Origin of the sequence: Amycolatopsis camponoti, from assembly GCF_902497555.1 — a bacterium.
GTDB lineage: Bacteria > Actinomycetota > Actinomycetes > Mycobacteriales > Pseudonocardiaceae > Amycolatopsis > Amycolatopsis camponoti.
The window spans coordinates 2239602-2254519 of record NZ_CABVGP010000002.1 but is presented as its reverse complement, the minus strand read 5'-3'; the positions used below and the strand labels follow the sequence as shown (position 1 = coordinate 2254519).

The 14918-nt window shown below is 72.7% G+C and carries 11 protein-coding genes; 5 read left to right on the top strand and 6 right to left on the bottom strand.

What is annotated here, in order from left to right; translation table 11 throughout:
- Window positions 1–16 precede the first annotated feature (16 nt).
- From AA23TX_RS30885 to rpmJ, 5 genes are all read left to right on the top strand, one after another.
- Complete coding sequence (locus tag AA23TX_RS30885) at window positions 17–1402, top strand: DUF5691 domain-containing protein (RefSeq protein ID WP_155546282.1); 1386 nt, start codon at window positions 17–19, stop codon at window positions 1400–1402.
- Window positions 1399–2484: an ATP-binding protein gene (locus AA23TX_RS30880; protein ID WP_155546281.1), complete on the top strand. Its 1086-nt coding sequence runs from the start codon at window positions 1399–1401 to the stop codon at window positions 2482–2484. The genes AA23TX_RS30885 and AA23TX_RS30880 overlap by 4 nt, the downstream gene beginning before the upstream one ends.
- A complete protein-coding gene (locus tag AA23TX_RS30875) occupies window positions 2481–4661 on the top strand; it encodes a DUF5682 family protein (RefSeq protein ID WP_155546280.1) in 2181 nt (726 codons plus the stop codon). The genes AA23TX_RS30880 and AA23TX_RS30875 overlap by 4 nt, the downstream gene beginning before the upstream one ends.
- Window positions 4658–5827: a VWA domain-containing protein gene (locus AA23TX_RS30870; protein WP_155546279.1), complete on the top strand. Its 1170-nt coding sequence runs from the start codon at window positions 4658–4660 to the stop codon at window positions 5825–5827. The genes AA23TX_RS30875 and AA23TX_RS30870 overlap by 4 nt, the downstream gene beginning before the upstream one ends.
- 90 nt (window positions 5828–5917) lie before the next feature.
- Window positions 5918–6040, top strand: a complete 123-nt coding sequence (gene rpmJ, locus AA23TX_RS30865) for a 50S ribosomal protein L36 (RefSeq protein ID WP_155546278.1) — start codon at window positions 5918–5920, stop codon at window positions 6038–6040.
- Here the strand turns inward: rpmJ and AA23TX_RS30860 are convergent.
- From AA23TX_RS30860 to AA23TX_RS30835, 6 genes are all read right to left on the bottom strand, one after another.
- On the bottom strand, window positions 6031–7512 hold the full coding sequence (locus AA23TX_RS30860) for a flavin-containing monooxygenase (protein ID WP_155546277.1): 1482 nt from the start codon (window positions 7510–7512) through the stop codon (window positions 6031–6033). The two genes, rpmJ and AA23TX_RS30860, sit on opposite strands and share 10 nt — an antisense overlap.
- A gap of 67 nt (window positions 7513–7579) precedes the next feature.
- Window positions 7580–9937: a polysaccharide lyase 8 family protein gene (locus tag AA23TX_RS30855; RefSeq protein WP_155546276.1), complete on the bottom strand. Its 2358-nt coding sequence runs from the start codon at window positions 9935–9937 to the stop codon at window positions 7580–7582.
- A 104-nt stretch (window positions 9938–10041) separates the two neighbouring features.
- Window positions 10042–11496: an aldehyde dehydrogenase (NADP(+)) gene (locus tag AA23TX_RS30850; protein WP_155546275.1), complete on the bottom strand. Its 1455-nt coding sequence runs from the start codon at window positions 11494–11496 to the stop codon at window positions 10042–10044.
- A 55-nt stretch (window positions 11497–11551) separates the two neighbouring features.
- Window positions 11552–12679, bottom strand: a complete 1128-nt coding sequence (locus AA23TX_RS30845) for a hypothetical protein (RefSeq protein WP_155546274.1) — start codon at window positions 12677–12679, stop codon at window positions 11552–11554.
- A 4-nt stretch (window positions 12680–12683) separates the two neighbouring features.
- Window positions 12684–13940, bottom strand: coding sequence for a glucarate dehydratase family protein (locus tag AA23TX_RS30840; RefSeq protein ID WP_155546273.1), 1257 nt, complete (start codon window positions 13938–13940; stop codon window positions 12684–12686).
- The gene (locus AA23TX_RS30835) at window positions 13940–14875 is read right to left on the bottom strand and encodes a 5-dehydro-4-deoxyglucarate dehydratase (RefSeq protein WP_155546272.1); all 936 of its coding nucleotides are present in this window, start codon (window positions 14873–14875) and stop codon (window positions 13940–13942) included. The genes AA23TX_RS30840 and AA23TX_RS30835 overlap by 1 nt, the downstream gene beginning before the upstream one ends.
- Window positions 14876–14918: the final 43 nt, after the last annotated feature.

Here is a 14918-nt window from a genome sequence, read left to right as displayed (position 1 = left end):
GGAAGGCGGTGAAGCCGTGAAAGCCTGGGAAGACCTCGTCGGCACCGCGCTCCTCGGCACCCGCCGGCGCACCCTCGACCCCGCCACCCAGCCTCCCGCCGTCCAAAGCCTCCTCGAAGGCCGTGAAGATCCCGCCGAACAGCTGCTCGCCGCGGCGGCCGTGCTCACCACCTACCGGCGGGCCGGGCGGCGGGCCCAAAGCGATGTCCGTCCCCTGCCCGTCGCCTCGCCCGATGAGCGGCCCTTCGTTCCTCCCCTCGCGCGGGAACGGCTGGCGCGGCTGCTCGCCGCCAGTCATCCCGATCTGCTCGTCGAATGGCTCGGCATCGTCGCCGGCACGGACTACCGCGTCCCGCCCGAAACCCTCCCCCTGCTCGCCGAAGCCGCGCGCAGCAAGGTCGCGCTGCGGGGGCCGCTCGTCGCCGTCGCCGGGCCGGTCGGGGCGTGGCTCGGGCAGCGGAACCCCGACTGGGCCTTCCTCTCCGCGCCGCCCGAGGCCGGAAAGGACGTCTGGCAGTACGGCAGCCTCGCACAGCGCCGCCGCTGGCTCGCCGCCAAGCTCGACGACGATCCCCGCGTCGCCCGCGAAGCCCTCGCGGGATCCTGGAAGAGCGAACCCGCCGACGTCCGGTCGGACTTCCTCGGCGTGCTCGCCGGGCACGTCGGCGCCGAAGACGAAGCCTTCCTCGAAGCCGCCCTCACCGATCGGGCCGCCGCCGTGCGTGAACGGGCCGCCGATCTGCTCGGGCGGCTGCCCGGCACCCGGTACGGCGAGACCATGGCCGACCGGCTGCGGCCCCTCGTCCGCCGGAAGGGCCGGGTGCTCGAAGTCACCGTCCCCCAAGGCGAACGCGGCGAAGGCACCGTCCGGCTGCGCACCCTCGCCGCCGCCGCTCCGCTGGCCTTCTGGACCGAGTTCGGCCCGCCCGCCGAAGTCGTGCGGATGACCGTCGAGGGCTGCCCGGCCGGGGTGCTGCGCGACTCCTGGGCCACCGCGGCCCTGCGCCAGCGCGACGAAACCTGGGCGCAGGCGCTGATCGGCGCCGACCCCGGCGGCCGCACCACACCGCCGCTGCTGGGCGTGCTGAGCCCGGCGAGCCAGGCCGCCACCGTCGGGCACCTGGTGAGCCGGCTGCCCGTCGAGTCGTTCGCGCGGCTGGTGCACGAGCTGCCCCGGCCGTGGACGAAGGAACTCGGCATCGCCCTGCTCGACTGGATCGCCCGCCAGGACGACCACCGCCTGGTCTCGCACGCCGCCGTCGTGATCGCCCGTGCGGTCCCCGCCGCGTGCCTCCGCCACCCGCTCGCCACCACCCGCCTGACCATGGACGCCGGTCCGTGGCGCCGGGCGCTCACCGAAACGCTGAACTTCCGCCGCGAAATGTACGAGGAGCTCGCATGACCGCCGCCACCGTCCTCCGGCCGCACGCCGAACAGGACCACGCCGCCGAGCTGGCCGCGCTGGCCGCCGCCGACGAGCGGGCCAAGCCGCCCAACTGGAACCTGTCGCCGTGGGCCGTCGTCGAGTACCTGCTCGGCGGCACCCTGCCCGACGGCACCGTGATCACGCCGAAGTACGTCGGCCCGCGGCGGCTGATCGAGGTCGCCGTCGCGACGCTGGCCACCGACCGCGCGCTGCTGCTGCTCGGCGTGCCCGGCACGGCGAAGACGTGGGTGTCCGAGCACCTTTCCGCCGCGATCAGCGGGGATTCGACCCTGCTGGTGCAGGGCACCGCGGGCACGTCGGAGGAGTCCATCCGCTACGGCTGGAACTACGCCCGCCTGATCGCCGAGGGCCCGAGCGCCGCCGCGCTGGTCGAAAGCCCGCTGCTGCACGCGATGCGGGACGGCAAGCTCGCCCGGCTCGAAGAGCTGACACGCATCCCGGCCGACGTCCAGGACTCGCTGATCACGATCCTCTCCGAGAAGACGCTGCCCATCCCCGAGCTGGGCACCGAGGTTCAGGCGCGGCCGGGCTTCAACCTGATCGCGACGGCGAACAACCGCGACAAGGGCGTCAACGAGCTGTCGAGCGCGCTGCGGCGGCGGTTCAACACCGTCGTGCTGCCGCTGCCGGACAGCGCCGAGGCGGAGGTCGAAATCGTCAGCCGCCGGGTCGCCGAGCTGGGCACGTCGCTGCAGCTGCCCGCGGAAGCCGCCGAGCTGTCCGAGATCCGCCGGGTGGTCACGGTGTTCCGCGAGCTGCGCTCGGGCCGCACCGAAGACGGCCGCACGGCGGTGAAGTCGCCGTCCGGCACGCTCTCGACGGCCGAGGCGATCAGCGTGCTCACCGGCGGGCTCGCGCTGGCCACGCACTTCGGTGACGGCGTGCTGCGCCCCCACGACGTCGCGGCCGGCATCCACGGCGCGGTGGTCAAGGACCCGGTGGCCGACCGCGCGATCTGGATCGAATACCTCGAGACGGTCGTGCGCGAGCGCGACGGCTGGGCCGACTTCTACCGGGCGGGCCAGGAGCTTTCGTGACGACGCACCTGCTCGGCATCCGCCACCACGGCCCGGGTTCGGCCCGGGCCGTGGCGGCGCGGCTCGCGCAGCTCGAACCCGACGTCGTGCTGATCGAAGGCCCGCCCGAGGCCGACGTCCTGGTCGAGCTGACCGAAGACCCGGCGATGGCGCCGCCGGTCGCGCTGCTGGCGTACGCGACCGACGACGTCTCGCGCGCCGCGTTCTGGCCGTTCGCCGTCTTCAGCCCGGAGTGGCAGGCGCTCGCCTACGCGCGGGAGGCCGGGATCCCGGTGCGGTTCTGCGACCTCCCGGCCGCGAACACGTTCGCCGCGGGCCCGGACGAGCACGCGGGCCCGCCGGTCGACCCGCTGGCGCTGCTGGCGTCGGCCGGCGGCTACGACGACCCGGAACGCTGGTGGGACGACGTCGTCGAGTCCCGGCGGGACAGCGAAAACCCGTTCGAGGTGATCGCGGACGCGATGACCGCGGTGCGCGAGGACGAGGAACCGCCACGCGGCAACGAAGCCCGGCGCGAGGCCTACATGCGCTCGGTGCTGCGCCGCACCCGCAAGGACGGCTTCGAGAACATCGCCGTCGTCTGCGGGGCCTGGCACGTGCCCGCGCTCGCCGACCCGCTGCCGCCCGCGTCGCACGACCAGACCATCCTCAAAGGACTGCCGAAGCGGAAGGTCTCGTGCACCTGGGTGCCGTGGACCCACGGGCGGCTCGCGACGGCCAGCGGCTACGGCGCCGGGGTGCGATCGCCGGGCTGGTACCACCACCTCTTCACCACGGCCGAGAACGTCACCACGCGCTGGCTGGCCGGCGTCGCGGCGGTGCTGCGGGAGGAGGACCTACCCGTCTCGACCGCGCACGTCATCGAGGCGGTCCGGCTGGCCGAGACCCTCGCGACGCTGCGCGGGCGGTCGTCGGCCGGGCTGGCCGAGGTCACCGAAGCCACCCGGTCCGTGCTCTGCGGCGGTGACGAGGTGCAGGTCGAGCTGGTCACGCGGCGGCTGGTGGTCGGCGAACGGCTCGGCGAGGTGCCCGACCGCGTGCCGCAGCCGCCGCTCGCCGCGGACCTGACCGCGACGGCGAAACGCCTGCGGCTCAAGAAGGATCCGATCGTCAAGGAGCTCGACCTCGACCTGCGGACCCCCGGCGGGCTCGACCGCTCGAAGCTGCTGCACCGGCTGCGGATCCTCGGCATCGAGTGGGGCAGCCGGGAGGCGTCGGCCCGGCGGAACAAGGGCACGTTCCGCGAGACCTGGGCGCTGTGCTGGGAACCGGCCTTCGAGGTCGACCTGGTGGCGGCCGCGGTGCACGGCACCACCGTGCCGTCGGCGGCGACGAGCGCGGTCCGCGACACCGTCGAGGGCACGCCCCCGCTGGACGAGGTGACCACGGCGGTCGAGAACTGCCTGCTCGCCGACCTGCCGGAGGCGTTGCCCGAAGCGCTGGCCGCCCTCGACGCGCGGGCGGCGGCGGACGCGGACGTCGCCCGCCTGATGTCGGCGCTGCCCGCACTGGCCAGGGCGACCCGCTACGGGAACGTGCGTGGCACCGACACCGGGGCGCTGCGCGCGGTCGCCGACCGCATGCTCGACCGCATCTGCGCCGGGCTGCCACCGGCGACGCACGGGATCGACGACGACGCCGCGGCCCGGATGGCCCAGCTCGTCGACGGGGTGCACGACGCGACGTCGCTGCTGGGCGACGACCCGAAGGAGCGCTGGCTCGCGGCGCTGGCGCGGCTGGCCGAACGGCCGTCGCTGCCGCCGTTGCTGGCCGGGCGGCTCACCCGGATCCTGCACGACGCCGGGCTGCTCGACGCGCTGGACATCGAACTGCGGCTGGGGCGGGCCCTCACGCCGGGCATCGCACCGGCGGCCGGCGCGGCCTATGTCGAAGGCTTCTTCGACGGCGGTGCATTGCTGCTGGTGCACGACGAAGGCCTGCTGCGGGTGATCGACGCGTGGCTCGCGGGGATCCACGACGACGTCTTCACCGAGGTGCTTCCGTTGCTGCGCCGCACTTTCGGCGCGTTCAGCGGGCCGGAGAAGCGGGCGATCGGGCACCGTGCGGCCGGGCTCACCGGCACCGCGGCGGTCGTGGCGATGGCCGAAGAACTGGACGAGGACCGGGCGGAGCGCGTGCTGCCGGTCCTCGCGACTCTGCTGGGGGTGGGAGCTTGAGCACGGACACCGAGCGGACTCGGCGCTGGCGCCTGGTGCTGGGCGCCGAGGGCGCGGGTCCCGGGTCGGGACTGGCCGACGCTCAACTGTCCGATGAGGACAGTGGGGTCGACGCGGTGCTGGCCGCCCTGTACGACAAGCCGGACGAGGAGGCGGCGGGCGGGCCGCGCAGCGCGAACCTGGGCGCGTCGGCGCCGCGGGTCGCGCGCTGGCTCGGCGACATCCGCCGCTACTTCCCCAGCACCGTCGTGCAGGTGATGCAGCGCGACGCCGTCGACCGGCTGGGCCTGACCCGGATGCTGCTGGAGAAGGAGCTGCTCTCGGCGGTCGAGCCGGACGTGCACCTGGTCGGGACGCTGCTGTCGCTCAACGGCGTGCTGCCGGAGGAGACCAAGGAGACGGCGCGCGAGGTCGTCCGCAAGGTGGTCGAGGAGCTGGAGCAGCGGCTGGCCGAGCGCACGCGCGCGGCGATCAAGGGGGCGCTGGACAAGGCGTCGCGCACGCATCGGCCGCGGCCGGGTGACGTCGACTGGGCGCGCACGATCCACCGGAACCTCAAGCACTACTCCCCCGAGCTGCGCACGATCGTGCCGGAGCAGCTCATCGGCTACGGCCGGCGCCAGCAGTCGGTGCAGCGCGACGTCATCCTGGCCGTGGACCAGTCGGGCTCGATGGCGGAGTCGGTGGTGTACTCGGGGCTGTTCGGCGCGGTCCTGGCGTCGATGCGGGCGTTGCGGACGAGCTTCGTCGCGTTCGACACGGAGGTCGCGGACCTGACCGAGCACCTCGCCGACCCGGTCGACGTCCTGTTCGGCACTCAGCTGGGCGGCGGCACGGACATCAACCGGGCGATCGCGTACTGCCAGGGCCTGGTCGGCCGCCCCGAGCAGACGCTGCTGGTGCTGATCAGCGACCTGTACGAGGGCGGCAACGAAGAGGAGCTCCTGCACCGGATCGCCGAGCTGGTCGGCGCGGGCGTCCAGGTGGTGACGCTGCTGGCGCTGTCCGACTCGGGCGCGCCGTCGTACGACCACGAGAACGCGGCGGCCCTGGCGGAGCTGGGAGTCCCGGCGTTCGCGTGCACGCCGGACCAGTTCCCGGAGCTGATGGCGGCCGCCGTCCGGGGCGACGACCTGCAGGCCTGGGTGGCCCGGGAGACCAGCTGAGTTGCGGAATGAAACTCAACCGCGCGCGGTTGAGAGGTGAGCGGGACGTACTCGGGGCCCGCACCGCCGACCAGGAAGGGACGGCTCGCCATGAAGGTTCGCAGCTCGGTCCGTTCGCTCGCCCGCCAGCCGGGCGCCCAGGTGATCCGGCGCGGTAACCGCGTGTTCGTGATCAACAAGGACAACCCGCGCCAGAAGGCTCGTCAGGGCTGACTCGACACGGCCGCCCGGTCTTCCGCGCGGCCGAAGCGCATCACCCCGTCGTCGACGCGGGTGAACCGCATGTCGGCCAGATCGAGCAAGTAGTTCTGGCGCATCATCCAGGGCCGCCTCTCCCCCTGCTTCGGCAGGTCGGAGGCGGCCCTCTTGATGTACCCGGACGCCAGGTCCACGATCGGGCGCGGCCGGCCCGCCGCCGACGCCGATGCCGCGTCCGGGGCGCAGTACGCGTACCCGCGCCGGTCCAGGTACGCCAGCAGCCGGCACACGTACTGGGACGTCAGGTCCGCCCGGAGCGTCCACGAGTTGTTCGTGTAGCCCACGCACCACGCCAGGTTCGGGACGCCGCCGAACATCATGCCCTTGTACGCGCGCTGGTCGCCGGGAGAGATCGCGCGCCCGTCGACCGACAGCGCGATCCCGCCGAACGCCACCAGGCGCAGGCCCGTCGCCGTCACGATGATGTCGGCGTCCAGTGAGCGGCCCGACTCCAGCAGCACCCCGGACGCCGTGAACCGCGCGATCCGGTCCGTCACGATGTCCGCCTTGCCCGACCGCAGCGCCCGGAACAGATCCGCGTCCGGCACCAGGCACAGCCGCTGGTCCCACGGGTCGTACGACGGCACGAAGTGCGGGTCCACCGGGATCGATGCCGGCAGCTGCGCCGCCACCCGATCCCGCAACGCCTGCGCCGCCCGGCGCGGCAGCCGCCGCATCAGCTGGAAGAACAGCGTCCCCATGACCACGTTCTTGCCCCGCACCACCCGGTGCGCGAGCTTTTCCGGCAGCAGCGCGCGGATCCGGTCGGCGAGCGCGTCCTTCCCCGGCCGCGCCACGACGTACGACGGCGAGCGCTGCAGCATCGTCACCCGCGCGGCCTGCGCGGCCATCGCCGGGACGAGCGTCACCGCCGTCGCGCCGCTGCCGATCACCACGACCTGCTTGCCCGTGTAGTCCAACGCCGGAGGCCAGTGCTGCGGATGCACGATCTCCCCCGCGAACTCTCCGCGGCCCGGGAAGTCGACGACGTGCCCGGACTCGTACGAGTAGTAACCACTGCACAGGTACAGGAACCGGCAGGTGAACGTCGCACCGTGCTCGGTCGAGACCGTCCACAGCGCGTCCGGCGACGACCACGACGCCCGCACCACCCGGTGGCCGAAACGGATCCGCTCGACGACCCCGTGGGCGGAAGCCGTCGAGCGGATGTACGACAGGATCGACGGGCCGTCGGCGATCGCCTTCGGGTCCTTCCACGGCCGGAACGGGTAGCCGAGGGTGAACATGTCCGAATCGGACCGGATGCCCGGATAGCGGAACAGGTCCCAGGTGCCGCCGATGGTGTCGCGCGCCTCCAGCACGGCGTACGTCTTGCCCGGTAGCCGCTCCTGGAGCCGGCAGGCCGCGCCGACGCCGGACAGGCCGGCGCCCACGATCAGGACGTCCACGTGCTCGGCGGCGCTCATGAATTCCAGCCTAACCGAGGTGGGGACCCCGCCGGACCGGGTCGGGGCACCGGCCCGGCGGGGAGGATCACGACAACCGCACGACCTGTGTCGCGCCGAAGGTGCCCTTCACCGGCACCGTCACGGACTTGCCGTGCACGGTCACCGTCACGCTGTCCTGCGTCTGCGTCGGGTCCGACACCGCCAGCTGACGCCGCCCGAGCGCGACGGACGCGGGACCCGACACCCGAACGCCGTCGACCGAGCCGGCCGCGAAGAAGTTCGCCAACGTCGTGTCGGCCACCCGGAGCGCCTGCACCACCGGGGTGTTCGCGAGAACGCGCCACGCCCAGGACGCCGTGAGCGTCCCGACCACGGAAGCCCCCGGGAGCACCGCGTACGCGTACTTCGCGTCCGTCGGCTTGACGCCGTGCTCCAGCACCAGCTTCTGGTACCGGCGCGTGTTCGGCGTCGTCGTGCCCTTGGTGTTGGCGCCGGTGTCGATGTCGCGCCACGCGCCGGTCCGGTCCTCGCGCAACGCCGTCACCGAAGCGTCGTCCAAGAGGACGTACCCGCCGACGTCTTCCAGGTGCACCCAGTGCGGCCGCCGGAGCGCGGAAGCCTTGCCGAGGTCGGTCGGGACGCGCCGGAAGTCCGCGGTCAAGGCACCGCGACCGCCTTCGCCGAGGTTGCGGTTCTCGATCGTCGTGCGCACGTTCGACGCCGACGTGCCGGTGATCCCGGCGCCGAGGCACACGATCCCGGACGGCGTGAAGAACCACGACTTCTTCGCGACCAGCGAGCCGTCCCAGGACTTGAAGTCCACGGCGAAAGCGCCGTGCTCGTTGTCCCAGCGGACGCCGCCGGTGTGCGGGTTCGGGCCGACCGGCACGCCGCCGAACTTCGGGTCGACCGGGCCGTCGTTCTCGGTCGTGCCCGGCAGCAGCAGCGGGTCGACCGTCGGCCAGTAGGCGTCGGTGTAGTGGCCCTTGGCGTTGGGCAGGAACGTGTAGAGCACACCGTCGCCGACGTGGTAGCCCTTGAGGTTCTGGCCGTTGATGGACTCGTAGCGCGAGATCCGCGTCGAGCTGACGCCCAGCGACGCCGACCAGTCGCCGGTGACGTGCACCATCCGGTCCTGCTGGCCGAAGTCGCGGTGCGTCGCGACGACCCGCGCCGGGCGCGCGCCCGAGGCCAGCATGTCCTGCGCGAACTCGATGCCCGGCGTCGCCACCAGGTCCGGGCCGGGCGCGAACCGCTCCGGGTCGGGGATCTTCAGGAACGGCGCGTACGTGCCTTCCTTGATCCACTTCGCGGCCAGCGCGTTCAGATCGGTCTTCGTCTTGCCCGACGCCGTGCGGGCCAGCACGAGTGTCGCCACCGTCAGTTGGTGGCCGATGTCGTGTCCGGTCTCCCCCTGCCGCGACAGCATCCGCCCGCGCACGGGTTCCATCAGCGCGCCCGCGTAGACGAACGGCGCGAAGCTGTCCGCGACCAGCGCGTAGATCTTGTCCTTGAGCGGCTGCGGCAGCGCGTACTCCGTGCCCGCCGTGACGTGGATGGCGCCGGCGAGCGCGGTGAGCAGGACGATGCCGTAGTGCCCGGGGTACGGGATGGTGTCGTGCTGGATGAACGAGCCGTCGACGTGGAAGCCGTCGCCCGCCGCGCGGTCCAGCTTGGCGACGACGCTCGCCGCGCCCCCGCCGGCGACGTCGGTGAGCGCGTCGATACCCGTCTTGATCCAGGCCGTGTCACCGATCAGCGCGCCGGCGACGATCGAGATGAGCGCCTTGTCCGCGCGGTTCGCGCCGGTCTCGACGAGCGACGTGTTGTTCGCGCGGACGTTCGGGTTGCCGACGAACCGCTTGATCGGGCTGACGTACCGGGCCAGCTCGTCGGCGGTCAGCCGGTCGGCGACCACCGAAAGCGTGTGCAGCACGTAGTACGGGACGCCGATTTCGTAGGTGTACCAGTTGCCGATCTCGCCGACCTGCGGGTTGTACTGGCTCGCGTAGATCAGCTCGAGCGCGGCCTTGATCCGGTCGAGCACCACCGGGTCGCCGGACAGCGCGCCCCCCGGCGTGCCCCAATCGACGGCGATCGCGCGCAGCCGGGCGTACATCGACGTCGTGTAGTCGCTGCCCGGGCCGAGCGGCAGGTCCGTCCACAGTGGAGCGCCACCGCCGGCGACGGACAGGCTCGCGTTGTAGGCCTTGGCGACGCGGCCCAGGTTGGCCAGCGCTTCGGTGCGTTCGGGCGACGGCCGGTTGATGCCGGTCTGCAGCTGCCGGTAGGCGGCGACGATCGGCGCGGTGGCCGTCGGCACCCCGCTCGCGGCCGGGGTGACCACGGGCGCCGCGGAAGCGAACGCGGGACGGGTGAGCAACACGGTCGAAGCGGCCGCCAGCGCGCCGCCGCGCAGAGCGTTTCTCCGGTTCACGGGCATGGCAATGCCTCCCAGGAAGGGGAACGGGGACTCAGGTGTGCGGCGGCGGTAGGGGTCGTGAGTGAGAAACAGTGTTCTAACCCTGTTTCTCACTCACGACGGGGTCAGCGGGAGCCGTCGGTGCGGCGGGGCAGCTGCCAGGGGTTGGCCTCCTGCAGGGGTTCGGGCAGCAGTGCGTCCGGGAAGCCCTGCCACGCGAGCGGGCGCAGGAAACGCTCGATCGCGGCGGTGCCGACGGACGTCGTGGTCGGGGCGGTCGTGGCCGGGTACGGGCCGCCGTGCTGCTGGGCCCAGCTCACCGTGACTCCGGTGGGCCAGTCGTTCCACAGCAGCCGGCCGGCGATGCGGCTCAGCGCCGGCAGCACCGGCCGGATCCAGTCCACATCGGACTCCTCGCCGTGGATCGTGGCGGTGAGCCCCGGTTCGATGACGTCGAGCAGGCGCAACAGCTCGCCCTGGTCGGCGTAGGTGACGATCAGCGACGCGGGGCCGAAGCACTCCTCGTGCACCGCGTCACCGCCTTCGAGGAACTGCTTGCCGGTGGTGGCCAGCAGCGTCGGGGTGAACGCGGGCGACGAAGAAGCCGACGAAGACACCACCTCGACGCCCGGCACCTCCCGCAGCTGCGCCAGCTTGTCGGCGTACCCGGCGGCGATGCGGTCGTTGAGCATCGGCTGGGCCGCGGCGCCGTCCAGCGCCGCGCGCAGCGTGTCGGTCAGGTTGTGGTCCTCGGGCAGGAACAGCAGGCCCGGCTTGGTGCAGAACTGGCCGGCCCCGAGGGTGAACGACCCGGCGTAGCCCTTCGCGACGGCCTCGCCGCGCGCGGCGATCGCGGCCTCGGTGACGACGACCGGGTTGACGCTGCCGAGCTCGCCGTAGAACGGGATCGGCCGCGGCCGCGCGTTCGCGATGTCGAACAGCGCCCGCCCACCGGGGATGGAGCCGGTGAACGACGACGCCGCGATCCGCGGGTCCTTCAGCGCGGTGACGCCTTCCTCCTGCCCGAAGATCACGTCGAAGATGCCGTCGGGCGCGCCCGCGCCGATCAGGGCTTCGCGCACGATCCGGCCGGTCAGCGCGGACAGCTCGGGGTGGCCCGGGTGGGCTTTGAGGATCACCGGGCAGCCCGCGGCGAGCGCGGACGCCGTGTCGCCGCCGGCGACGCTGAACGCGAACGGGAAGTTGCTGGCCGCGAACACCAGCACCGGCCCGATCGCGGTCTTCACGCGGCGGATGTCCGGGCGCGGGCCCATCGGCCAGTCGGCGTCGGCGTGGTCGACGGTGGCGCCGAGGTACTCGCCGTCGGTGAGGACCTCGGCGAACAGGCGGAGCTGGAACGTCGTGCGCTTCAGCTCACCGGCCAGCCGCGGGGTGGCGGGCAGGTGGGTCTCGGCGTGCGCGAGCGGGACGAGGTCGTCCGCGGCGGCGTCGAGGGCGTCGGCGGCTGTGACGAGCCAGCGGGCGCGTTCGGCCGGGGTGGCCGCGGCGGCGGGACGGGCAGCCGCGGCGGCTCCCGCCAGGATCTTCTCGAGCGTGGCGGCGTCGGTGGCCTGGCTCATGGGTGGAACAGCTCCTCAGGCAATTTCCGGGTCCCGGGGTCCGACCCCGGATATCTCAGTTCTCGTGGGCGGCGGCGGTGGCCGTGCCGAGGTCGCCCCAGCGACCCGGACCGGCCAGTCCGAGGTGGTACAGGTGCAGCTCGGCGGCGCCCGCCTTGGCCAGCTCGCCCACGTACGCGGCGATGTCCGGCACCGGCGCGGCGGCCACCGCGGTGATGTAGCTGCCGATCGCCACCCGTTCGGGCAGCGCCTCCCGGGCCGCCGCGACGGCGTCGGCCCCGGTGGCGGGTGCCCACCCGAACAATACGACCGCGTCGGCGTCGTCCGCAGCGGACGGCGTCAGCCCGGGCAGCGCGCCGGTGACCCACGGGTCGAGCGCGCCGTGCAGCACGACGCGCGTCCCCGCGGGCAGGCGGTCCAGCACCGCGGCCCGCAGCTCGTCGGTGGCCCGCTGCCGGGTCCGCAGCAACGCCTGGGTCAGGTCGGGCGGCAGGTCGTCGGCCGTGACGCCCAGGTCGCCGGTCGCGACCAGCCGCCGAACCTCCTCGACGAGCTGCGCGCGGACGGTGTCCGCGTCGAGGTCCCACGAAGACGCGCAGGCGTCGCAGCAGCAGATCGACAGCAGCCGGGCCACCGCCGGCGCCCAGACGCCGTCGGTCTTCTCGTGCTGGTGCTGGTGCACCGCGCCGAGCGGGCCGCAGGCTTCGAGGATCACCGACGACAGCTCCAGCCCGGCGACAGCTTCGGCGGTCAGCGTCGCGGCGTACTCCCGCACCGCGGGCTGCGACGGGCACAGCGCCCAGGGATAGCTCTCCCCGAAGCAGTTGCGCACGACGACGTCCGGGTGCTCGTAACCGAGCTGGGAGTTGTGGGTCAGCACGATCCACGCGGCGGCCGGGATCCCGGCTTCGGTGAGCAGCCGGACCGCGTCGCCACCGCTGTCCTCCGACGTCACCCAGTCCGGAGTGGACGGACGCAGCGCGCCCCACCCCTCGGAAACCGGGCGGTAGAAGGCCGCGTGCCGCGCGACCACGGCCGTCCGCGAAGCCGACCACGGTGTCGCGGCGCGGGCGCTGTGGTACGACAGCGCCACGGCCACCTCGTCGACACCCAGATCGCGCACCCGCGCGGCGAACCCGCTCTCCAGGACGTCCCAGGGGTAGGCGTATCCCGTCACCTTCACCGGGTCACCACCTCGCCGTGTTCGGCTCGAACCCGTCGACGTACTTGCGCATGTAGGTCACGTCGTCCCGCTTCGTCAGTCCACATCGGACGTAGTTCTCGTGCAGCTTGGCCAGCGCGTCCTCGTCGAGCTTGACGCCCAGCCCCGGGGTCGACGGCACCGGCACGGCGCCGTCGCGGAACTCCAGCACGCCCGGCTCGATGACGTCCTCGACCTTCCACGGCCAGTGCGTGTCGCAGGCGTAGGTCAGGTGCGGGGTCGCCGCGGCGACCTGGACCATCGCGGCCAGGCTGATCCCGAGGTGGCTGTTGGAGTGCATCGACAGACCGACACCGAAGCTCTCGCACGTCGTCGACAACGACTGCGTCGCGCGCAGGCCGCCCCAGAAGTGGTGGTCCGACAGCAGGACGCCGATCGCGCGCGCCCGGAAGCCCGGCTCGATGTCGCCGAAGTTGACCACGCACATGTTGGTGGCCAGCGGCATCGACGCCTCGGCGGCCACCTGGGCCATGCCCTCGATGCCCGGCGTCGGGTCTTCGAGGTACTCCAGGACACCGTCCAGTTCGGCGGCGACCCTGATGCTCGTTTCGACGGTCCACGCGCCGTTCGGGTCGATCCGCAGCGGGTGCCCGGGGAACGCCTCGGCCAGCGCGCGGATCCCGTCGACCTCCTGGGCCGGCTCGAAGACGCCGCCCTTGAGCTTGATCGAGCGGAAGCCGTACTGGTCGATCATCCGCTTCGCGGAGCCGACCAGTGTCTCGGGCGTGGTGATCTCGCCCCAGGAGTCCTCGCGGCCGTCGATGTGCTTGCCGTACTTGTAGAACAGGTACGCGGAGAACTCGACGGCGTCGCGGGCCTTGCCGCCGAGCAGGTCGGTGATCGGGCGGCCGAGGTACTGGCCCTGCGCGTCCAGGCACGCGACCTCGAACAGCGAGTACACGCTCGCGATGGTCTTGCGGATCGAGAAGCCGCCGATCAGCCCGTGGGCGTCGGTCAGGACCGTGCCCGACAGCGCCCGCGCGACCAGCCGCTGCAGCCCGGGCAGGTCGAAGACGTCGTGGCCGCGCAACTGCGGCAGCACCTTGCGCACCTCGCCGAGGAACGCGTCGTCGCCGTAGGACTCGCCGAGCCCGACGACGCCGTCTTCGCACTTGACCTGCACGACGCTGCGCAACGCGAACGGCTCGTGCACGCCCATGACGTTGAGCAGCGGCGGGTCGGCGAACGCGACCGGCGTCAGCACCACATCGAGGATCTTCATCAGCCCAGCGCCTTCAGCGTCACGAAGCCGTCCTCCACGACCTTCTCGAGCCGGTGGATCTGCTCCGGCGTCGGCTCGACCAGCGGCGGCCGGACCGGGCCGACCTTGTCGCCGCGCAACCGCGCGGCGGCCTTCACCAGCGACACGGCGAAGCCCGGCGTCTCGTCCCGCAGCGCCACCAGCGGCAGGTAGAAGCCGGTCAGCAGCGCGTCCATCACGCGAGTGTCGCCCTCGCCGAGCGCGCGGTGGAAGCGGTGCGCGATCTCCGGCGCGAAGCAGTGCACGGCCGAGGAGTAGCGGGCGACGCCGATCGAGGCGTACGCCTTGGCCGAGACCTCCGCCGTCGGCAACCCGTTGAAGAACAGGAAGTTCCGCGACCGCTCGGTGTCCAGCGACCGGATCGTGGTGACGATCCGGGTCATCACCTCGACGTCGCCGTAGCCGTCCTTGAGTCCCACGATCGAGGGAATGTCCAGCAGCGAAGCCGCGGCCGGCGCGCTGAAGACGCCGGTGCCGCGGTGGTAGACGATCACCGGCACCGACGAGTCCCCGACGGCGTAGCGGACGAAGTCGACCAGTCCCGCCTGCGGCCCGGAAACGAGGTACGGCGGCAGCAGCAGGACGCCGTCGGCGCCCCCGGCCTGGGCCGCCGCGATGCCGGCCCGCGCCGACGCCGCGCCGCCACCGGCGCCCACCCAGACCGGGACACGGCCGGCGGCCACCTCACGCGACCGGGTGAGCACCGAGGCGTGCTCGGCGGGCGAGAGCGAGCTGAACTCGCCGGTGCCGCACGCGACGAACAGCGCACCGGCGCCCGCCGCGATGTGGCTCTCCACGTTCTCCGCGAGCGCGTCGAGGTTGACCTCGAGGTTCTCGGTGAACGGGGTGAGGGGGAACGCCAGCAGGCCGTCCAGCTCGATCTCGTTCTGTGCCATCAGTTTCTGCTCTCTCGTCCTTCATTCGGTTCCGGCCGGGTGT